A 21,266-nucleotide genomic window follows, 5' to 3' on the forward strand; every position below is an offset into this window, starting at 1 on the left:
TCAAAGCTGAGGTTCAGGTAACTCGGCAAGGATCTCATCAATGCGATCTGCCAAGGCCGCATCAATCGCGGCAATAGCCTCATCGGTGATATCAATATCATCTCGGGCAAAGATCACAGCGCGGCGATCCATCAGCACCTCAGCCCCGCTGCGCTGCACCAGATCAATAAGAATTGGCCCCATAATCTCAAGGAACCGCTGTCGCGCCGCTTCCGCATAGGCGCCAAGCGCGCGGTTTTTCGCGTCTTGCTCACTGCGGATTTCAACGACACGGGCGTCAAATTCAGCAGCACGCAGGCGGAAATCCTCGATGCTGAGGCTGCTGCGCAATTCGGTTAACCGTTGTTCTTCTTGGGTCAGAACATCTTCAATCTCACGGTTCTGTGCCGAAAGATCACGACCCACGCGATCAATCACCCCCCCGACCGCTTGACCAAAGACCGAGCCAGAAAACAGGCGGTCTTGATCAATCAGCAACACCTGTGCGGGTGCTTGCGGGGGTTGAACGGTAACTTCCTGCGCCCTCACCCCTGCCCCATAGATGGCAAGCACAAGGGCACATCCCCCCACGCGCAGCCAAGCGCGCAAAGGCATCAGAACCGCGCCTCAACCGTAAAGTCGAAGTTGCGGGTGCGGTCATAGGATTCATTAGAGACAGGCCGCGAGAAGTTAAACCGCAGCGGGCCGATTTGCGTATCCCAGAAGATCGAGAAGCCAATCGTGCTGCGCAGATAGCTGTCATCGTCAACTAGGTTGCCACCCGTGCCCAAGACGTCATCCAAGCCCCATAGCGTGCCAACGTCATAAAAGACGCCGCCTGAAATGCCATATTCGGCGGGCACCCCGATAGGGAAGCCTGCCTCAAAGCGCGCAACGGCGAATTGGTTGCCGCCAAGCGCGTCTTGGTTCGCAGAATTGCGATCCCGTGGCCCAATCCCGCCTGCATCAAAACCACGCATTTGGCGCGACCCGAGGAAGAAACGATCCGTAACGCGGCTATTGCCATCAAACATATTCACCGAGCCAAGCTCGAATGCGGCACGCAACGAGACCTCTTCACGGAAGGCCGTGGTCTCCCCCTGCACAAGCGCGGTGGTGCGCAGGAATTGATCATCACCCAATCCCCCCAATTCGGCATTGGCGCGCACCAATACGCCCGAGGTTGGGTCAAGCCCCACGCCGCGTGTGTCGTAAATATAGCCCAGACCGATGGAGCTGCTGTCATAGCTGCCCGCCTCGCGCCGCAGAATATCCGATGATGTGGTCGGAACATTGGTCAATTCTGACTGCGCAATCCGCAAAGAGGGGCGCAAACGTCCGTATTCACTGACAGGGAATTCCAACGCACCGCTGACACCCACTTCGTTGGTGTTATAGGTCGCATTTTGTTGGTCGGTCGAAATGCTGAAAACCGACAGAGCCAATTCCAAATCACGGCGCAAATAGGCGGGTTCGATGAAATTCGCCTGCAAGGAACGCGAGCCAGAGGTGGTATCAAAGGACAGACCCACGGTCTGACCCCGCCCGCGCCAATTGCGTTCGTTAAACTGAACCGCAAGCCCGGTGCCAACATCGGTCGAATAATTGACCGAGAAGCCAAGCGTGCCTGTTGGCGTTTCTTCGACATTCACATCCACGATCACCTGATCGCTGCCAATGCCTTCGCGCGCATTCACGTCAACATTTGAAAAGAAATTCAGCGCACGGATCCGTTCCGCCGCTTGGCGAATTTCGCGTGGATCAAACGGATCCCCTTCGACCATATCGAATTGACGCCGCACAACGCGGTCAAGCGTCGTTGCATTGCCCTCAATATCAATCCGCTCTACGAAAACACGCGGGCCGCGGACAATGGCAAATTCCACATCCAAGGTGAGATCTTCGTCATTTCGGGTGATCCGCGGCTCAACACGGATGAAGCGCAACCCCTGCTCAGTCGCCAGATTTTCAAGCCGCGAAATCGTGCGATCCACCAGACGCGGAGAATAGGTTACACCCTCGTCTAGGCCAATTGCGGCTTGGAATTCTTCGACATTCACTTCGGGCAAGTCACTGATTGCGGTTAAGGCCCCGAAGGAAAAGCTTTGCCCTTCAACGATGTTAAAGGTCACAAAGAACCCGTCCCGCGCACGGGCAAGTTCCGATGTGACAGATTGCACTTCAAAATCAACATAGCCGCGATCACGGTAGAAATCGGTCAAAAGCTGTTGATCAAAGGCCAGTCGATCCGCCACGAATGTATCGCGGCTGATAATCGCGCGGAAAAACCCCGCTTGGGTGGATTGCAGAACGCGGCGCAAACGGCGGTCTGAAAAGGCGCGGTTGCCGACAAAGGTGATGCTTTCGGTTTCCACAACGCGGCCTTCGGTGATCTCAAAGGCCAGATCAACGCGGTTGTCGCTGCGGCGGATGATCTGCGGGGTCACGGTTGCACTCAGGCGGCCTGTCTGGCGATAGGCATCCACGATGGCCTGTGCATCGGCCTCGGCGATGGCGGGACTATAGACGCGGCGCGGTTGTGATGTCAGCAAAGCTGCCAGCGCATCATCATCGAGAAGATCATTTCCCTCGATGCTGATCTCGTTGATTGTAGGGTATTCTTGCAACTCGATAAACACCGTGTTGCCCTCTAAGCGCAGATCAACTGTTTCAAACAGGCCTGTATCCTGCAGGCGGCGCAAGGCATCATTGGCTTGGCCCGCTGTGATTGTGCCGCCGGGCGCAATGCCTGCATATGAGAGGATGGTTGCCTCTTCGATACGGATATTTCCGTCAATCACAATAGCGTCCAGCGCAATATCCTGCGCAACCGCAAGCCCTGAAAGGGCCATCCCCATCGCCAAAACCGAGGCTGTCATCAGCCCGCTGCGATATTTGCGATTGTTTGATTTACGCGACATTCTGCGCCCGCCTTTTTTGCTTTAGCAAATCCTAAAGCATCCCTAGCGATTGCAGGGGGCAATGTCAAAAAAATGCGCGCAAAAACGGGCGAAACTTACGCCCTTTTCAGCGTCTCGGTGTTAGCTTTGCACAATCGGTGCAAGCATCACCGCAAAACCCAAAGCCGAAACAACGATACTGGGGCCAAGAATACGATTCCCAAGAATCGCCTACAGATAGCTGAGACGCGGCAATTGGCGCTGTAAAAATTTCATCGGCCTTTGATCCCCGAATATGTGAAACACATGAACGGATACCAAAACACTTGGGCAGAATTGGGGCGAATTCAGGGGAATTCAGCGGCCTGCCTTAGGGGCAGAGCAGAACATCGTTGAAAACCGCGAACACCATCAACCCCATGATCAGGGTCAACCCAAGTGTCATAAAAACACGCATGAACATTTCATGCGGTTTGCGTCCTGCAACGGCCTCAAAGGCATAAAGCATTAGATGCCCACCATCCAAAATCGGGATCGGGAAAAGGTTCATCAAACCAACCGCGGTAGAGAGAACCGCAATTAGCCAGATAAAGCTCGCAATCCCTTGGGCGGCGGCGGCACCTGAGGTTTCCGCAATCCCCACTGGGCCTTGCAGATTACAGGTCGAAATTGCCCCTGTGATCATATGCCAAAGCCCCGATAGCGATGAGGTGATAATGAACCCAGTTTGCGACACCCCATAGGAAAGCGCGGCCAATGGCCCCACGGCCTCGGTTTGCGGAACAAACAGCATGCCCCCCGTGACGCCGATTAGGTAACGCGTTTCAAACCCACCCGATGCGACAGGCAAATCGGTGCGCCGCGGCGACAGCGTCACAGCGATTTCCTGCCCCTCTTGGGTGCCATTTGCCCGCCAAAGCGTCAAATCAATCGGCGCACCCTCGGCTTGATCAACCGCTGCGCGGAGTTGAGAAAAGCTCCAGATATCCGCGCCGTTCACGGCCAAAATCACATCGCCCTCGCGCAAGCCTGCCTCCATGGCCGCCGATTGCGGCTGAACGCCATCAACGACAGGCGGTAGCGGCGTTGAGGCCTCGACCAAAATGGCGCGATCATCGCGCAGCACTTCATAGCTCACACGCGGACGAGGCGGCAGGTCAGAGGCGATTTGCAAAAGCGCCGCAAAACTTTCAATCTCCTGCCCCTCAAGCGCAAGGATCAGATCCCCCGCCTCAAGCGATTGATAGACGGGCGGCAGGTCGCGCGGCGCCCCCACACGGGGCTCATCCGTTGCTTGGCCCGAGACCAAGACAACGCCGGCGAAAATCGCAATGGAAAGGATAAAATTGAACAACGGCCCTGCCACAACCGTGCCCGCGCGGGCCCAAAGGGGCGCGCCATGCATAGTATTGCGCGCAGGCGTAACCGCCGCATCCGCCCCAACAGAGGCAGCATTCGAATCGCCTGCAAATTTGACATAACCACCAAACGGCAAAGCCGCGATTTGCCATTGCGTGCCCCGCCGATCTTTGCGCGAGAGCAGCACAGGCCCAAACCCGATAGAAAACACATCCGCACGGATGCCAGACCATCGCCCGACAATGTAGTGACCATATTCATGGATCGCTACGATGATTGAAATCGCCGCAATAAAGGCCAACATGGTAAAGGCAAAACTGCCGAATTGGGGGAGGAAATCCATCACTTGCCTTGTATTTTACGTCTTTTTGATCCGCACAGCAATCACTGACCGCGCCCGCACCCTTGCGAGATGGTTCATCGCGAGAACATCTGCAAGGGTTTCAAGCGGATTTGAGAGGGTTAATTCCTTGGAAAGCGCGGCAAGAGTCTCTTCAACCACCGCGGCCATGTCCATAAATCCAACCTCGCGCGCCAAAAACGCGTCAAGCGCCACTTCCTTGGCGGCGTTGAACGCGGCCCCAGCCCCCCCGCGCATCTCCATCACATCGCGGGCAAGGCGCAAGGCAGGGAAACGCGCCAAATCTGGCGCCTCGAATTGCAGTTGCGCAATCTGCGCCAGATCAAGCCGCGCGACAGGAAGATCCTGACGCTTTGGCCAATATAAGGCATAGCCAATAGCATGGCGCATATCTGGCGGGCCAAGATGGGCCATCAACGCACCATCGCGAAACCCCACCAAAGCATGGATTAAGGATTGCGGGTGGATGATAGTCTCTATCTGCGCAGGCGCGATCCCAAAATATTCCCGCGTTTCAATGAGTTCCAGCGCCTTGTTAAACATTGATGCGCTGTCGATTGTAATCCGTTGCCCCATATCCCAATTCGGATGCGCCCCCGCATCTTCGGGTGTCGCATGGGCCAATTTCTCAATCGGCCAATGCCGCAAACCGCCGCCTGAAGCGGTGATGATCACGCGCTCAACCTCGGCAATATCTTCGCCGACAAGGGCTTGAAATACGGCAGAATGTTCGCTGTCTACGGGCAAGATCCGCGCGCCATGGGATGCGGCCGTTGCCAAAAGCAATTGCCCCGCCGCAACCAAGCTTTCCTTATTTGCCAAGGCCAGCGTTGCGCCTTGTTCAAGTGCCGCAAATCCCGGCGCGATGCCCGCAGCCCCAACAATGGCCGACATGACCCAATCGGCAGGGCGCGATGCGGCCTCGATCAACGCGGCCTCGCCTGCGGCGGCCTCAACCCCCGTCCCTGCAAGCGCAGATTTCAAATCAGGAAGCCGATCTTCATAGGCGGTTACCGCAATTTCGGCACGATGTGCGATGGCATCCCGCGCCAATTGGTCAATATTGCCCCCCCCCGAAAGCGCCACAACCCGATAGGCATTAGGGGCGCGCGCGATTAAATCGAGGGTGTTCTGCCCGATGGAGCCAGTGGCCCCAAAAATACTGACACGGCGCATCTGAGCAATTTTCCCTTATTGCGGTGGGAAGCTTGTTAAGCTTTCAACCAAGAGTAGCAAAGCCGCAGCGCCAATCATACCGTCAAAACGATCGAAAACCCCGCCATGTCCGGGCAGTAATCGCGAGCTATCCTTGACCCCTACATGACGCTTGATGGCGCTTTCCGCCAAATCGCCCATCTGGCTGGCAAAGGCCAAAGCAACTGAAATTGAAATAATCCCTGCGCCTGCTTCTGTTTGGGTCATATAGGCAACCCCAACACAGCCCGCGCCAATCCAGCCTGCAATCGTTCCAGACCATGTTTTCTTTGGGCTAACACGCGGCCAAAACTTTGGCCCGCCCACAACGCGGCCAACGAGATAGCCCGCAATATCGGTCACAACCACAACCAAAACGAGCCATGTCATCCAGACAAAGCCAAAGGTCTCGCGATGTGCCAAAAGGCCGTAAGCGGCAAAGCTGATCAACAGCGCGAAGGGCATATATTTCTCGCGCCGCTCTTGCAGAAAAACAAGACCAAGAAAGGCAGGCAAAAACAAAATAGGCAGCGCATAGGCGGGTGGCAGACTATGGGCGGCATAAAGACAGGCAATCATCCCTGCCCCAAGCCCCGCCGAGCGCATTAACGAGCCGCCCAACATCACGGCCAATTCCCAGATCAAAATCCCTGCGATCAGGAAAATCATGCCAACATAAATGGGGCCGCCCAGCCAAACCGCATAAAGACCCGTCATAGCCATCAAAAGCCCTGTGATCATACGCGGCCAGAAATCAGAAAACAGGCTTTGGGGTTGATCGCTCACGCAGTGACCCCACCAAAACGGCGCTCACGCAGGCCATAGCGGGCAAGAATTTCTGCAAATTCTTGGGCGGTGAAATCAGGCCAAAGCGTATTGACGAACTCATATTCGGAATAGGCCGATTGCCACAAAAGAAAATTCGAAATGCGCGCCTCGCCCGATGTGCGGATCACCAGATCAGGATCAGGCAACACATAGGTGTCGAGATATTTGGGGAAGGTTTCGTCATCAATATCAGAGGGTTTGATTTTCCCCGCGGCCACATCATGGGCCAAACGCTTGGCGGCGCGGCTAACCTCATCGCGGCCGCCATAATTCAAGGCAACCGTCAAATGCAGCTTGTCATTTTCAGCGGTCATCAATTCGAGATTGTCCATCATCTCGACCAAGGACGGCTCAAGGCGCACGCGATCCCCGATGAAACGCACCCGCACCCCTGCCTTTACCAAGGCCTTGGTTTCACTGGTCAGATACCGCCGAAACAGCCGCATGAGGCCCGCAACTTCTGTTTGGGTGCGTTTCCAATTTTCGGTCGAAAAGGCGAAAATCGTCAGGTATTTCACACCCAAATCGGGGCAGGCCCGTGCGATTTCCTTGACCCGCGCAGCACCCGCATGATGGCCAACAAGACGCGGGCGGCCGCGCATCTTTGCCCAACGACCATTGCCATCCATGATAATGGCGACATGGGCAGGATTGCTTCGGCTCATCCGCGTATCCCCTTTTTGCTTTGCCTAGACCTGCATAATCTCGGCTTGCTTGCCCTCAAGCGCCGCGTCAACTTTGGCGATAAAACTATCGGTCAACTGTTGCACTTCGGCCTCCCAGAATTTCTGGTCATCTTCACTCAGGCCCGTTGATTTGGCTTTTTTGATCTGATCCATCCCGTCACGGCGCAAATTGCGCACGGCTACACGGGCGTGTTCGGCATATTGCGCAGCGACTTTGGTCAATTCGCGGCGGCGTTCTTCGTTCAATTCGGGGATCGGCAGCATGATGATCGTGCCGTTGAGTTGCGGGTTAATACCCAAGCCCGATTCACGAATGGCTTTTTCCACCTTACCGACCATTGCCTTGTCCCACACATTGATGGTGACCATACGCGGCTCTGGCACGTTTACGGTGCCCACCTGATTGATTGGGGTCATCTGGCCATATGCCTCGACCATCACAGGTTCGAGCATAGTGGCGGAGGCGCGGCCTGTGCGCAGAGAGGCGAACTCCGTTTTCAGGGCGGAAATTGCGCCCTCCATCCGGCGGGTCAGATCATCTAGATCAAGTTCGAATTCATCTGCTGACATTGCCTCACTCCTCGCTTGTCAGGTCGCTGTGGCCCCATATAACCTGCGGGGCTGCCTGTTTCTATGGCTTTAGCGCACTTTTGTATAGGTTCCCTGCCCCGACAAAATCCCCCGAAATCCACCTGGCTCATCAAGGCTAAAAACAATGATCGGGGTGTCGTTTTCGCGCGCAAGCGCGATGGCCGAGGCATCCATGACGCCAAGATGCTGTGCGAGAACCTCATCATAGCTGATCTCTTCAAAGCGTTTCGCATCGGCGTATTTTTTGGGATCTTTATCATAGACCCCGTCCACCTTTGTGCCCTTAAAGATTGCATCACAATGCATCTCATTGGCACGCAATGTGGCGGCTGTATCTGTTGTGAAATAAGGGTTCCCTGTGCCTGCCGCAAAAATACAGACGCGCTTTTTCTCCAAATGGCGCACTGCACGGCGGCGGATATAAGGCTCGCAGACCTGATCCATCGGAATGGCCGAGATCACGCGAGTAAAGACCCCAAGCCCCTCAAGCGCGCTTTGCATCGCAAGCGCGTTCATCACCGTGGCCAGCATCCCCATATAATCGGCTGTGGTGCGCTCCATCCCCTGCGCGCTGCCTTGCAAGCCGCGAAAGATATTGCCGCCACCAATGACCATGCAAATCTCTACCCCCAAATCATGTACCGATTTTACCTCGCGCGCGATCCGCTCGACTGTAGGCGGATTGAGGCCAAAGCCCTTATCGCCCATCAAGGCCTCGCCCGAAATTTTCAGCATGACGCGTTTATAGGTTGTTTTGGGGGTGGCATCGCTTGCGGCCATGATATCCTCGTTCAAACGGGTGACAGGCCGCAGATCGGGCCAAAGCCACCAATGGGTGATTGAGCTTAGCGCATCATCGTCTAAAATGCGGATCACTTCAACGGTCGCGCCTGCCCTAGCGACTAAATATGCCAAAGCACGCCCAAGCGAAACCAGATATTGCTAGGCGCGCCGCAAAAGATCAGGAAAAAAGGCACGGCATTGGACGCTCTTAATTTGGAATTCGCAAAAGACATTGCGCCTGATCGTCCGATCCTGATTGCGGGGGCCACGGCCAGCGGGAAATCTGCGCTTGCCCTTGCTTTGGCTGACAGGTGGGGTGGGCAAATCATCAATGCAGACGCGCTGCAAGTCTATGACGGATGGCGCCTCCTGACCGCTCGCCCCAGTGCCGCAGACGAGGAGAGATGCCCGCATCATCTCTATGGGCATGTGCCGTTTTTGGGCGATTATTCCGTGGGGGCATGGCTGCGCGATCTGGCGCCGCTGCTGCGAACAGGGCCGCGCCCCATTATCGTGGGGGGCACAGGGCTTTATTTTCGTGCGCTGACTGAAGGTTTGGCCGAAATCCCGCCCGTGCCAAAGGCCGTGCGCATCGTGGCAGATGAACAAAGCCATGCCGCCCTTTTGGCCGATTTAGAGCAATCCGACCCCGTGATTTATGCAAAGATTGACCGACAAAACCGCGCCCGCGTTCAGCGCGCTTGGGAGGTGTGGCGCGCCACAGGCAAACCTCTCTCGCAATGGCAGGCCGAAACGCCTGCCCCCCTTCTGCCTCTGGATCAGGTGGCGGCGTTCAAACTCATGGCGGATCGAGATTGGCTCAATGACCGCATCGCCCGCCGTTTCCATACGATGATAAAAGAGGGCGCATTGGATGAGGCGCGGGCCGCCTTGCCCCATTGGGATCAGCTGCAAGGCGCGGCCAAAGCCATCGGCGCACCTGAATTGATCGCCCACCTTCGTGGTGACATTTCGCTTGAGACAGCCATAGAGGCCGCCATTATCGCCTCGCGCCAATATGCAAAAAGGCAACGGACGTGGCTGCGCGCGCAGTCCACAGGATGGACAGATCTATATATTCCTGTCTAAATTTTAGGTGCCTATAAATTTGGGGACATAGGCACGAATCGGATAGGGGATAATGTCGGATCAGCAAGAGGTGGGCCCTACCAACGCGCCCGCCTATGCCGCACGAACGATTGGTCAAATTCGACTTCATGGCGCTTGGCGGCATGAATTGGCGCATCACTGCCCCAAATCGCGCTTGTTTTGGCTGACGCGCGGCACAACCCTCATCACAGCGGAATTCCACCCGATCATGGCCACAGGCTCCAAGATTTTATTCATTCCAGCCTCCATGCTGTTATCCCTTGAATTGCCCACGCAATTACAAGGCCATGTGGCCTATTTCCCAATTCTTGCCGATTTGGAATTGCCGCAAACATCCCTTTGCCTCACCCCCAGTTCCGCCGGAGCGCAGGTAGAGTTAACGGGCCTCATTGAGCGGATGGCGCGGCTAGAAGATGAAGACACCCCTTCCGCGAGACGCATGAAACGGGGATTTGGTCTGCTGCTCTCAGCGATGCTTGAGCGTGAAACACTCATTTCCAACCAACGTGACCGCGATGCCACCCACAGATTGCGCACCCAAATCAAAAAGCCCAGCAAATCAGCGCAGCTCCGCTCGCGTTTTGCGGCGCTCTTGGCGCAAGGGTTCAACGCGCAATTGGGCGTGTCCGACTATGCCGCACGCCTTGATGTGACGCCCACCCATCTCACGCGCATCTGCCGCGAAATCACAGGGCGCACGGCCCTTGCCCTGATCAATGAGGTGCTGATGGCCGAGGCCCGCCGCCGTTTGGTCGATACCGATGACAGCGCAGCAAAAATTGCGCGCGATTTAGGCTATTCGTCACCCGCCTATTTCACGCGCGCCTTTGGCCAAGAAACAGGCACAACCCCTACCGGATATCGCGAACAAAAAAAGGGGCAATGGCACAGCACGCGCCACCGATAGCCCCTGTTTCCCTTAGCCATGCAGCGCCTCAATGACAGCGCGGGTGGTGATTTTTCCCTTGGGCTGACCCCGTTCTTCAACAATTACGGTGTTGCCCTTTGATTGCGCGACCACCATCAGCGCATCTTGCAAAATGGTGTCAGCATCCAAGCGCGGTGCAGAGTCAGGCAATTTCCCGCGCCCCAGAGGTTGCATGATGGAACCCAATTTGATCACGCGGGCGCGGTTGATGTCCTTGATGAAATCCTCAATGTAATCATCGGCAGGACGCAACACGATATCTTGCGCGCTGCCTTGCTGCACCAAATGACCATCGCGCAAAATCGCGATATTGTCGCCAAGGCGCAGCGCCTCGTCCAAATCATGGGTGATGAAGACAATCGTTTTGTGCAGTTCCTTTTGCAAATCAATCAAAATGGATTGCATATCATAGCGGATCAACGGGTCGAGCGCAGAAAACGCCTCGTCCATCAGCAAGATATCCGCATCCGTTGCCAAACCGCGCGCCAGACCCACGCGCTGCCGCATGCCGCCCGATAATTGCCCAGGGTAATTGTTTTCATACCCCTCAAGCCCCACGCGGGAAATCCATTGCTTGGCCCGCTTTTGGGCCTCGTTCTCATCCACGCCTTGCACGATCAAACCATAGGTGACGTTTTCAATCACACGGCGATGCGGGAAAAGACCAAAATGTTGAAACACCATCGACATCTTGAAACGCCGCAGATCCCGCAAAGCATCCTTGTCCATGGTCAGAACATTTTCGCCATCCACAAAAATTTCACCTGCGGTCGGCTCAATCAGGCGGTTGATATGGCGGATTAGGGTGGATTTACCCGACCCAGAAAGACCCATCACCACCTGAATATTTTGCGGCGCAATATCAAGCGAGACGTTATCCACGCCTAGAACATGCCCCGTTTCTTCGCGCAAAGCATCCTTGCCCATGCCAGATTTGACGGATTTCAAAGCCTTTTGGGGCGATTTTCCAAAAATCTTATAAAGGTTTTTGATCTGAATTTTGGCATCGCTCATTTCTCGCCTCCCTCACGATGCGCCTGTAGGCGTTTGCCATAGGATTGGCTGACGCGGTCGAAGATGATGGCCAGCGCGACAATCGCCAAACCATTCATCAAACCAAGGGCCAAATATTGGTTGGAAATCGCGCGCAATACGGGCACGCCAAGACCCCGCACCCCGATCATTGACGCAATTACAACCATGGCCAAAGCCATCATGATCGTCTGGTTCACGCCTGCGAAAATATTGGGCAGAGCCAAGGGAATTTGCACATCAAATAGCTTCTGCCGCGGGCTTGCGCCAAAGGCCTCGGCCGCTTCTAGAACCTCGCGATCCACCAATCTGATGCCTAGATTTGTTAGGCGCACGATGGGGGGAATTGCATAAATGCAAACCGCAATCAGACCGGGAACCTTGCCAATGCCAAGCAGCATCACAACTGGGATCAGATAAACAAACGACGGGATTGTCTGCATTATATCCAAAATAGGTGTTATCACACTTTGAATCCGATCGGATTTCGACATTAAAATTCCTAGTGGAATGCCAATTACTATGCATACAACAGTGGCCACCGAAATAATCGCAAGCGTGGCCATGGTTTCTTCCCACATATCGAAGTAGCCAATTAATATGAAAGCAAGAAATGTTCCAACTGTAATTTTCATTGAGCGGGAACCCACCCAAGCTAAACCGCATAAGACGATTAATATTAACGGCCAGGGCGTTGCCAAAAGAAGCTTTTCGAACCACACAAGAAAATGCAGGAGAGGGCTAAAAAAAATTTCTAATGCTTCGCCGTAGCTTCGAGAAAAAGACCTAAAGCCCTCATCTATGCCTTGCCTTAAAGCACTTAAGTCGCGCCTGCCAATAGAAGGAAACTCAAGGAAAAAATCCCACATGCGTTGTACCCTAAGTTATATGTATTTGAAAAAGCGGAGAGGCAGCCGCCTCTCCGCTTTAGTTAACGTGTGTTATAATTATTGTCAGAGTGCATCGCGGATCATGCTCGCCGCGTCTTCACTCACCCATTGTGACCATATATCCTCATGGGTCAGCAGAAATTCGTACGCCGCGTCTTCGCCAGTAGCCTGATTATCAGTCATGTAAACCAGCATAGCGTTCATCACAGAACCTGGAAAAACCCGATTTGCGAGATAATCCACAGCAATGCCACCCTCTTGCTGCAAACGATCCGTTATCACTGTGTGAACCTCCGACTCTGTATAGCGGGAAGGTTGAGGATCAGCACATTCCTGCTCTGGCTTAACAATACAACCATCCCAGTTTTCTGAACCACCCCAGGGCGTTTCCCATTCTAGCAAAGTTAAGTTATACTTTCCAATTACGGCTGTCGGCGCCCAATAATAACCGAACCAGTATTCTCCCCGATCAACCGCGCGCGCAATAGATCCGTCGAGACCCGCAGCAGATCCTGGGTCAACAAGGTGCCAGCCGAGGTCTTCCATTCCGAATGCCCGGAATAAATTCGCATTCGACAACTGACATCCCCAACCCGCGGGGCAACCCATAAAGGCGCCAAGACTTTCATCCTCCGCCCATGGAAACAGCTCAGGGTGCTGTAGCACTTTTTCTACAGTGTCGAGTTCGGGATAATCAGCTACGAACTGTGGATCCACCCACCAGCCTTCACCTAGTTGGGTGATTGGACCCTCAACAACCGAATGCAAACTACCTTCAGCGACAGCTGCGGCCAAAGGATCTCGAACCGCATTGATCCAAAGCTCCGGCGCAACATCTGGCTCAGCTTTCTCGTTCATAGAGGCAAAAGTTGTCATGGTCGCTCCTGGGATTAGCTCGACCTCACACCCATACCCTTCTTCCAGGATAATCTTGTCAACATTTGCCATTAATTCGGCTGAGGCCCAATCCATTTCAGCAATGGTCAATGAACCACAATCTTGCGCAGATGCAGCCCCACCAAACCCAAGCGCGGCAGCGCCAACAATGCCAGCGGCGAGCGGTTTTACGAATTTCATATAATCTCTCCTGTCGGTCGTTTTATTTTGGGCCACGCAAAGCGACCCAGATGAATTATGTCGCTATCGTTCTATATCGACTTAAAATTCTCAAGCTCTTATTTCAAAAATAGACCTAACACACTGAAATAATGTGATTAAAAATATTTCACAACCCAAGAATGAATATCGAAAAAGCGACATTTCTTTGCTTTGCGACACCATTTTACAATTCAGTTACAAACCAAACGCCACAAAAAATGGGGGCGCCGATGGCACCCCCAGTTTCGCTGATCAAGCTCACTCTATTTACCGCCCGTTGTTTCTGCCTGCGGCTTGATCCGCGTCAGGGGCGAGCGCACCCGCCCCGTGTTCCCCTCCCGCTGCGCGTAATCGTGGGCAAACGACCATCAGCGCGGCGGGATGGAAAATCTGTGCTTAACTGCAGCCCGATGTGCCGCCGCAGGTGTTGCACTTCATGCATGTGCCGTTGCGCACGAGGGTGTAGTTGCCACATTCCCCGCAGGCCTCGCCCTCATAGCCCTGCATCTTGGCCTTTGTGCGCGCGTCAATCTCAACGGCGGCTGTGGTGACAGCAGCAGCTTGCACCGCCTCGGCCACGACCGCACCAGATTGGCCGACCGCCGTAGTGGCAAGGCTAGAGACACCCCCCTGCAACACGACCAAATCCTGTGGGACACGCTTACGCAAATAGCCTGTTGAGCTGATCTGTTTAAGCACTTCCAAGGATTTTGACGCCGCGCTGTCGGACAGTTCCTTGACGTTCGAGACACCCTCTTCGACACCGCGGCCCATATCGTCAAAGCTTGCGCCTTCTGGCTTTACATGGGCCAGATCGGTGCGGTCGAGATAGGACACCGCCAATTCACGGAAGATGTAATCAAGGATCGAAGTTGCATTCTTGATCGAGTCATTGCCCTGCACCATGCCCGAAGGCTCGAACTTGGTGAAGGTGAAGGCATCCACGAATTCCTCAAGCGGTACACCATATTGCAGGCCAACCGAGACTGCGATGGCGAAGTTGTTCATCATAGCACGGAAGCCTGCGCCCTCTTTGTGCATATCGATGAAAATCTCACCAAGCGCGCCATCGGCATATTCGCCTGTGCGCAGGTAGACCTTGTGACCACCCACAATTGCCTTTTGGGTGTAGCCTTTGCGGCGCTCAGGCAGTTTCTCGCGCTTGGCGCGGGCCACTTCCTTGATCACAATCTTTTCGATCACCTTCTCCGCCAAAACAGCCGCTTTTTCTTGCGGGCTGCCGCTTTCAAGGATTTCTGCCGCCTCGTCATCATCTTCGACCAAAGCCGCTGCCAAAGGCTGGCTCAATTTCGAGCCATCACGATACAGCGCATTTGCCTTAATCCCCAAAGACCAGCTCAATTCATAGGCCTCTTGGCAATCTTCGATTGTCGCCGAATTTGGCATGTTGATCGTCTTGGAAATCGCGCCAGAGATAAAGCTCTGCGCTGCAGCCATCATATAGATATGGCTGTTGACCGAGAGGTAACGCTTGCCCTTCTTGCCGCATGGGTTGGCGCAATCGAACACGTTGTAATGCTCTTCCTTGAGGAAAGGTGCGCCCTCCAAGGTCATCGTGCCGCAGACATGATCATTGGCAGCTTCGATGTCCTTCTTCGAGAAGCCCAAATGTTGCAGAAGATTGAAGCTCGGATCATTCAGCTTGGCCTGCGGAATGCCCAAGGTTTTGGTGCAGAATTCCTCACCCAAGGTCCACTGGTTGAACACAAAGCGGATATCAAAGGCCTGTGGCAAAGCCGCTTCGATCTTGTCCAATTCAGCCTGACCAAACCCATGCCCCACCAAGGCGGTATGGTTGATACCAGGCGCATTGCCAAGCGTGCCATGGCCGACCGCATAGGCAATGATTTCTTCAATCTCGGAAGAAGAATACCCCAGTTTTTCCAAGGCGGCAGGCACAGAGCGGTTAATGATTTTGAAGTAACCACCACCGGCCAGTTTTTTGAACTTAACCAAGGCGAAATCGGGCTCGATGCCTGTTGTGTCGCAATCCATGACCAGACCGATTGTGCCCGTTGGCGCAATCACAGTGGCCTGAGCGTTGCGATAGCCATGCTTTTGGCCCAAATCCAACGCCTCATCCCATGCTTGTTTGGCCAGATCGACCAGACGCGTATCAGGGCAGTTGGCGTGATCCAATGGCACAGGGGTGACGTTGACATCTTCATAACCATCCGCCTCGCCATAGGCCGCACGGCGATGGTTACGAATGACGCGCAGCATATTATCCGCGTTGCGCTTATACCCTAAGAATGGCCCCAGTTCAGACGCGATTTCCGCAGATGTTGCATAGGACACGCCCGTCATAAGTGCCGTCAATGTACCACATAATGCGCGCCCCTCATCACTGTCATAGCCCAAGCCCATATTCATCAACAGGCCGCCAATATTGGCATAACCCAGACCCAAGGTGCGGAAATCATAAGACAGCTGCGCGATTTCCTTTGAGGGGAACTGCGCCATCATCACCGAGATTTCCAAGGTCAATGTCCAAAGCCGGGTCGCATGCATATACCCATCTGCATCAAACTTGCCATCCTTGAAGAAGGTCAGCAGGTTCATCGAGGCAAGGTTACAGGCCGTGTCGTCCAAGAACATATATTCCGAACAGGGGTTCGACCCACGGATCGGCCCGTCTGCAGGGCATGTGTGCCATGCGTTAACGGTGTCATGGAACTGGATGCCAGGATCGGCGCAGGCCCATGCAGCATGACCAACCTTTTCCCACAGATCACGGGCCTGCAGGGTTTTGGTGGGCTTGCCGTTCACGCGTGATTTCAGATGCCATTCCGCATCATCCTTGATCGCCTGAAGGAAATCATCCGTCACGCGGATCGAGTTGTTGGAATTCTGACCCGAGACGCTGGCATAAGCCTCGCTGTCCCAATCTGTGTCATAGGTCGGAAATTCAATCGACGTGTAACCCTGACGCGCATAATCCAAGACGCGCTTGACATAGGTTTCGGGGATCGACACCTTTTTCGCAGCGCGGATTGCATCCTTCAGCGCGCCGTTTTTCGCAGGGTCGGTCGCATCCGCGAGATCCCCGTCCCATGTGTTGACCGCCGCAAAAAGGCCGTTGAGCATTTTCTCATGCATCTTCGAGCCAGCAACAAGCGAAGCAACCTTCTGTTCTTCGATCACCTTCCAATCGATGAAGGCTTCGATATCAGGGTGGTCTGCATCTACGATCACCATCTTTGCCGCGCGGCGTGTGGTGCCGCCAGACTTGATGGCGCCCGCCGCACGGTCACCGATTTTCAAAAAGCCCATCAGACCGCTGGATTTGCCGCCGCCCGACAGTTTTTCACCTTCGCCCCGCAGCATCGAAAAGTTCGTGCCTGTGCCAGAGCCATACTTGAACAGGCGCGCTTCACGCACCCAGAGATCCATGATCCCGCCTTCATTCACCAGATCGTCCGCAACGGATTGGATGAAACAAGCATGCGGTTGGGGATGCTCATAGGCCGAGGCTGATTTGGTCAGCTTACCCGTTTTATAATCAACATAGTGGTGGCCTTGGCTTGGGCCATCAATGCCGTAAGCCCAGTGAAGGCCTGTGTTGAACCACTGCGGGCTGTTTGGCGCTGCCATCTGGCGCGCCAGCATCAATTGCATCTCTTCGAAATAGGCGCGCGCATCGGCCTCGGCCGAGAAATAGCCGCCCTTCCATCCCCAATAGGCCCATGCCCCTGCCAAACGGCGAAACACTTGCTTGGCCGATGTTTCGCCCACAATGCGCTGATCTTCGGGCAGCTCGGCCAAGGCCTCGTCATCCGCCACATGGCGCCAAAGGAAATCAGGCACACCCTTTTCTTTCAAGGGCTTCAGCCGTGCAGGAACGCCTGCTTTGCGGAAATATTTCTGTGCGATCACATCCGAGGCAACTTGGCTCCACGATTTGGGAACCTCTACTTCGTCTAGTTTAAAGACGATGGTGCCGTCTGGATTGCGAATTTCAGAAGATGTGAGAGTGAATTCGAGATCTGCGTATACATCTGCGCCGTCGCGGGTGAACCTACGTTCAATTTTCATGGCTGCCTCTTTTGTTACTAGCCCTGTTCCAACTACGCGGCCTGCCAGCGTCTTACGCGCTCTGACCGTCTTTTTTTGCAGAACCAGCCCTACACACCCAAACAAATTTGCCCGCACCGCCAAAAGAGGTTCGCTATGACAAAGGTTGAGGAACTGCCCCGCACCGAGACCACTAGATATTGTAGTGCCGCTCTCAGTCCCCACAACCTGACGTAGGGACACATATTTGGTCAATCGGTTTTTTTGTGAAATTTCAAAATTTTCAGTCTTGAAATCTGCCCAAACTACAAAACCACAAGAGGCGCTGTGATTCATCAAATCCCTTACAACGGGCTCAATTTGTAAAAGAATTGTTACAGCACGACAGGTTAGACCATGAAACGAAAGCCATGGATCAGGCCGCGCGCATCGTGGCGTGGTCTGTAAATAAAAACCTTGGCCCCAAGATCTGCCTTCAAAATATAGTATGTCTTTTAGAGGTAAATTCACGCCAAACGCGGATCGCGCCCCATCTCAGGCTCAAATGACGATCTGCTTTTGTTGAAGTGGTCGGGGCGATAGGATTCGAACCTACGACCTACGGTACCCAAAACCGCCGCGCTACCAGGCTGCGCCACGCCCCGACTGCGTGCCTCTTAGCGCCTCTTATCACGGATGAAAAGAGCACTCATGCACTTCTATTGAACTTCACAGGGCCACAAAGCACCCTGTTGTGGCATTTGCGGGTGGCGGATCACCGCACCAACCTGCAAATTCAGCATTTCTGACATGCCACCATTGATTTCCAGGACTGCGAGAATCTCATCACCGCCACGGATGGGCGTGCGATCAAGGGGAATCGCGTTTTCATGGATGTGAACCACCTGCCCGCGCGAATCGATGAACAGCATATCGAGAGGGATCAGGGTGTTTTCCATCCAAAAGCTAGCGGGCTGCGGACGCTCGTAGATGAACAACATCCCCGCCATACGCGGCAGTGCGGGGCGATTCATCAAACCGACTGCGCGCTCTTGCGGGTCGTCTGCGATTTCCACTGTAAAGCGTGCCGTCCCGAAATCAGCTTTGATCTCGACCCGTTCGGGGCGACAGGCCGCCTGCGCAGATATCGCACTGAAAGCCAACCCAAGGGCCGCCGCCGTGCTAATCCAAATTCTCGTGCTGCACATAATCCCACGCGCGCACCTCTGCGGCCATTTTACCACGCGGGCCATCGACAATGCGAACGGCAAGCGCCTCGCCCGGCTGCAAATCGGCAAAGCCAAAGCGGCGCAAAATCTCGACATGGATAAATATGTCATCGGCAATGCCAAATTCATTCGCAAAGCCAAACCCCTTTGCCTTGTAAACCATTTCACCCGCGCCGCAACGAAAGGTGCATCTGTCTGCGGTATATCAATACGCAGGTGAAAATCCACCTCTTGCTCGCTTGGCGGTGTTAATGACAACACCTCCTGCGCATGCGCACCGCGGTCTGTGTAATTCACGACCACCGCGACATATGCATTTTCAGCAATAAAGCTTTGGCCAAAATTTCTCAATACATTCGCGTGCAATAAAATGTCTGGGCCACCGTCATCGGCAAGGATAAATCCATACCCTTTGGTGGCATCAAACCATTTCACTTTGCCACGAACCGCCACCCCCACGTAGCGATCGACTTCCGTCATTGTGGTGCATCCTATGTCTTCGGGCCTAAGCCCATCCGTCCCTGCCTAAGGATTTGGCCCAAAGTGAATATATCCGCAAGAAGAAATTAAAATTTATGTCGAAAAAATATAATTAATGGCGATTTATGCAAAATCACCCCCTAAAAATAATCAAATTAAGCATTTTCTGATGGCGCAGTTGATGCGTTTCTCAGCAAGAAACGTCCCGCCCTCGCGCAATTTAAGGGTTTAACCGCTGCACTGTCCAATTCGATGCATCTGCCCCGAGAACACGCGTCCACCGAAACCGATCATGCAGACGAAATGCACCATCGGCCCAAAATTCAATTTCAACAGGTCTGATGCGAAATCCGCCCCAAAATGGGGGGCGCGGTGGGTTTGGGCCTTTCTCAACGGTGATTTTAGCAACATCCGCCATCAATGAGGCGCGACTGTCCAAGGGCTGTGATTGACGCGAGGCCCATGCCCCAAGCCTACTTTTCAGAGAGCGTGAGGCGAAATAATCATCCGCCTGCGCCCCATCCTCACGGGTCACCATACCCCGCACCCGAATCTGACGGCGCAAGGATTTCCAATGCAGCACAAAGGCCGCCTTGCCGCTCGCGCTGATCTCTTGGCCCTTTTTACTATCGTAATTGGTGAAAAAAACGAAAGCGTCATCTTCAATTTGACGCAGCAAAACCATGCGCACATTGGGCAGGCCATGCGCGTCAACCGTGGCCAAGGCAATCGCATCAGGGTCGTTGAGTTCGCTTTTTTCAGCCTCCTTCATCCATTCGCGCGCAATGGCGAATGGATCATCCCCTGCAAAAATTCCTGTGCGATCGGTCATGCTATGCCTCTTTTATTATTGCGGCATTTCTGTCGCGTCTCAACCTAGAGCGCATACGCCCCCCCTTCAAGGCTGACGGGACATCTTGAAGCTGTGACCCCAAAGGTCTAAACCCTTCCTAACCCAACAATAGCGACAAGGATTGAGGGCGGCATGGGGATTATGACTGGCAAGCGCGGGCTGATTATGGGCCTTGCAAATGACAAATCCATCGCGTGGGGGATTGCAAAAGCCCTTGCAGAGCATGGCGCCGAATTGGCGTTTTCATATCAAGGCGAACAACTGCTCAAGCGGGTGCAACCTTTGGCGGCGGAACTGGGTTCCGATGTGGTTCTAGCGTGCGATGTGACGGATAATGACAGCCTAGACGCGGTTTTTGAGTCTCTCAAAGACAAATGGGGCAGTCTCGATTTCATCGTTCACGCCATTGGATTTTCCGACAAAAACGAATTGCGTGGCCGCTATGTGGACACAAGTGCCGCGAATTTCGAAATGACGATGAATATTTCGGTCTATTCTTTCACCGCTGTGATGCAGCGCGCCGAAAAGCTAATGACCAATGGCGGCTCGGCGCTGACGCTGACCTATTATGGTGCGGAACAGGTGATGCCGCATTACAACGTCATGGGGGTCGCGAAAGCCGCGCTTGAAGCGTCCGTGATGTATCTGGCCGAAGATCTGGGCAAACAGAATATCCGCGTGAATGCTATTTCCGCGGGGCCGATCAAAACCTTGGCCGCCTCGGGCATTGGCGATTTCCGCTATATCCTCAAATGGAACGAGCTGAATTCGCCGCTGCGCCGCAATGTCTCCATCGAGGATGTGGGCAAATCCGCGCTTTATCTGTTGTCTGATCTCGCCTCTGGTGTGACGGGCGAGAATTTGCACGTTGATGCAGGATATCACGTAGTGGGCATGAAAGCGGTGGATGCACCTGATATTGATGTGGTGACGGGACGCAAGGACTAGGGG

18 protein-coding genes, 1 tRNA gene and 1 pseudogene are annotated in these 21,266 nt (G+C 54.2%); 3 read left to right on the plus strand and 17 right to left on the minus strand.

The window, feature by feature from the left end; all coding sequences use genetic code 11:
* The 8 genes from AAC622_RS05505 to pyrH all read right to left on the minus strand — a co-directional run bounded on the left by AAC622_RS05505 (position 1) and on the right by pyrH (position 8,678).
* Positions 1-594 (minus strand): OmpH family outer membrane protein, encoded by a 594-nt coding sequence (locus AAC622_RS05505; RefSeq protein WP_340260734.1) that lies wholly within the window; start codon positions 592-594, stop codon positions 1-3.
* On the minus strand, positions 594-2,900 hold the full coding sequence (bamA, locus tag AAC622_RS05510) for an outer membrane protein assembly factor BamA (protein WP_340260735.1): 2,307 nt from the start codon (positions 2,898-2,900) through the stop codon (positions 594-596). The genes AAC622_RS05505 and bamA overlap by 1 nt, the downstream gene beginning before the upstream one ends.
* Before the next feature lie 349 nt (positions 2,901-3,249).
* On the minus strand, positions 3,250-4,581 hold the full coding sequence (rseP, locus tag AAC622_RS05515; protein ID WP_340260737.1) for an RIP metalloprotease RseP: 1,332 nt from the start codon (positions 4,579-4,581) through the stop codon (positions 3,250-3,252).
* A gap of 15 nt (positions 4,582-4,596) precedes the next feature.
* Positions 4,597-5,775 carry a 1-deoxy-D-xylulose-5-phosphate reductoisomerase gene (dxr, locus tag AAC622_RS05520; RefSeq protein WP_340260739.1) on the minus strand — a complete coding sequence of 393 codons (1,179 nt, stop codon included), beginning with the start codon at positions 5,773-5,775 and terminating at the stop codon, positions 4,597-4,599.
* A 15-nt stretch (positions 5,776-5,790) separates the two neighbouring features.
* Positions 5,791-6,579 carry a phosphatidate cytidylyltransferase gene (locus AAC622_RS05525; RefSeq protein WP_340260740.1) on the minus strand — a complete coding sequence of 263 codons (789 nt, stop codon included), beginning with the start codon at positions 6,577-6,579 and terminating at the stop codon, positions 5,791-5,793.
* Positions 6,576-7,286 carry an isoprenyl transferase gene (locus tag AAC622_RS05530; protein WP_340260742.1) on the minus strand — a complete coding sequence of 237 codons (711 nt, stop codon included), beginning with the start codon at positions 7,284-7,286 and terminating at the stop codon, positions 6,576-6,578. The genes AAC622_RS05525 and AAC622_RS05530 overlap by 4 nt, the downstream gene beginning before the upstream one ends.
* Positions 7,287-7,310: 24 nt before the next feature.
* A complete protein-coding gene (frr, locus tag AAC622_RS05535; protein WP_340242782.1) occupies positions 7,311-7,877 on the minus strand; it encodes a ribosome recycling factor in 567 nt (188 codons plus the stop codon).
* Positions 7,878-7,946: 69 nt separating this feature from the next.
* On the minus strand, positions 7,947-8,678 hold the full coding sequence (pyrH, locus tag AAC622_RS05540; RefSeq protein ID WP_340261454.1) for a UMP kinase: 732 nt from the start codon (positions 8,676-8,678) through the stop codon (positions 7,947-7,949).
* Between the two features lie 216 nt (positions 8,679-8,894).
* On the opposite strand from pyrH, the gene miaA reads away from it, so the two are divergent.
* Together miaA and AAC622_RS05550 are read left to right on the plus strand one after the other, a co-directional pair.
* The gene (miaA, locus tag AAC622_RS05545; protein ID WP_340260744.1) at positions 8,895-9,770 is read left to right on the plus strand and encodes a tRNA (adenosine(37)-N6)-dimethylallyltransferase MiaA; all 876 of its coding nucleotides are present in this window, start codon (positions 8,895-8,897) and stop codon (positions 9,768-9,770) included.
* Positions 9,771-9,822: 52 nt separating this feature from the next.
* Complete coding sequence (locus AAC622_RS05550; RefSeq protein ID WP_340260746.1) at positions 9,823-10,698, plus strand: helix-turn-helix domain-containing protein; 876 nt, start codon at positions 9,823-9,825, stop codon at positions 10,696-10,698.
* Between the two features lie 12 nt (positions 10,699-10,710).
* Here AAC622_RS05550 and AAC622_RS05555 read toward each other — a convergent pair whose 3' ends face one another.
* From AAC622_RS05555 to pdxH, 9 genes and pseudogenes are all read right to left on the minus strand, one after another.
* A complete protein-coding gene (locus AAC622_RS05555) occupies positions 10,711-11,733 on the minus strand; it encodes a quaternary amine ABC transporter ATP-binding protein (RefSeq protein ID WP_340260747.1) in 1,023 nt (340 codons plus the stop codon).
* Positions 11,730-12,620: an ABC transporter permease gene (locus AAC622_RS05560; RefSeq protein ID WP_340251395.1), complete on the minus strand. Its 891-nt coding sequence runs from the start codon at positions 12,618-12,620 to the stop codon at positions 11,730-11,732. The genes AAC622_RS05555 and AAC622_RS05560 overlap by 4 nt, the downstream gene beginning before the upstream one ends.
* 84 nt (positions 12,621-12,704) lie before the next feature.
* Positions 12,705-13,718 carry a glycine betaine ABC transporter substrate-binding protein gene (locus tag AAC622_RS05565; RefSeq protein ID WP_340260748.1) on the minus strand — a complete coding sequence of 338 codons (1,014 nt, stop codon included), beginning with the start codon at positions 13,716-13,718 and terminating at the stop codon, positions 12,705-12,707.
* Between the two features lie 417 nt (positions 13,719-14,135).
* Entirely contained in the window at positions 14,136-17,795 is a 3,660-nt protein-coding gene (locus AAC622_RS05570) for a vitamin B12-dependent ribonucleotide reductase (RefSeq protein ID WP_340260749.1), read from the minus strand.
* Positions 17,796-18,341: 546 nt separating this feature from the next.
* Positions 18,342-18,418 (minus strand) — tRNA-Pro (locus AAC622_RS05575).
* Positions 18,419-18,472: 54 nt separating this feature from the next.
* Positions 18,473-18,961 (minus strand): DUF192 domain-containing protein, encoded by a 489-nt coding sequence (locus AAC622_RS05580; RefSeq protein ID WP_340261456.1) that lies wholly within the window; start codon positions 18,959-18,961, stop codon positions 18,473-18,475.
* Positions 18,936-19,145 carry a cold-shock protein gene (locus AAC622_RS05585; protein ID WP_340261458.1) on the minus strand — a complete coding sequence of 70 codons (210 nt, stop codon included), beginning with the start codon at positions 19,143-19,145 and terminating at the stop codon, positions 18,936-18,938. The genes AAC622_RS05580 and AAC622_RS05585 overlap by 26 nt, the downstream gene beginning before the upstream one ends.
* Positions 19,146-19,297: 152 nt before the next feature.
* Positions 19,298-19,462 (minus strand): annotated as a pseudogene (locus tag AAC622_RS05590) (cold-shock protein); the annotation flags it as partial.
* 220 nt (positions 19,463-19,682) lie between these two features.
* Positions 19,683-20,294: a pyridoxamine 5'-phosphate oxidase gene (gene pdxH, locus AAC622_RS05595; RefSeq protein WP_340260750.1), complete on the minus strand. Its 612-nt coding sequence runs from the start codon at positions 20,292-20,294 to the stop codon at positions 19,683-19,685.
* A 153-nt stretch (positions 20,295-20,447) separates the two neighbouring features.
* Here pdxH and fabI point away from each other — a divergent pair, with 153 nt between their 5' ends.
* On the plus strand, positions 20,448-21,263 hold the full coding sequence (gene fabI, locus AAC622_RS05600; protein WP_340260751.1) for an enoyl-ACP reductase FabI: 816 nt from the start codon (positions 20,448-20,450) through the stop codon (positions 21,261-21,263).
* Positions 21,264-21,266: the final 3 nt, after the last annotated feature.

It is taken from the genome of Roseobacter sp. HKCCA0882 (assembly GCF_037805225.1).
Lineage (GTDB): Bacteria > Pseudomonadota > Alphaproteobacteria > Rhodobacterales > Rhodobacteraceae > M30B80.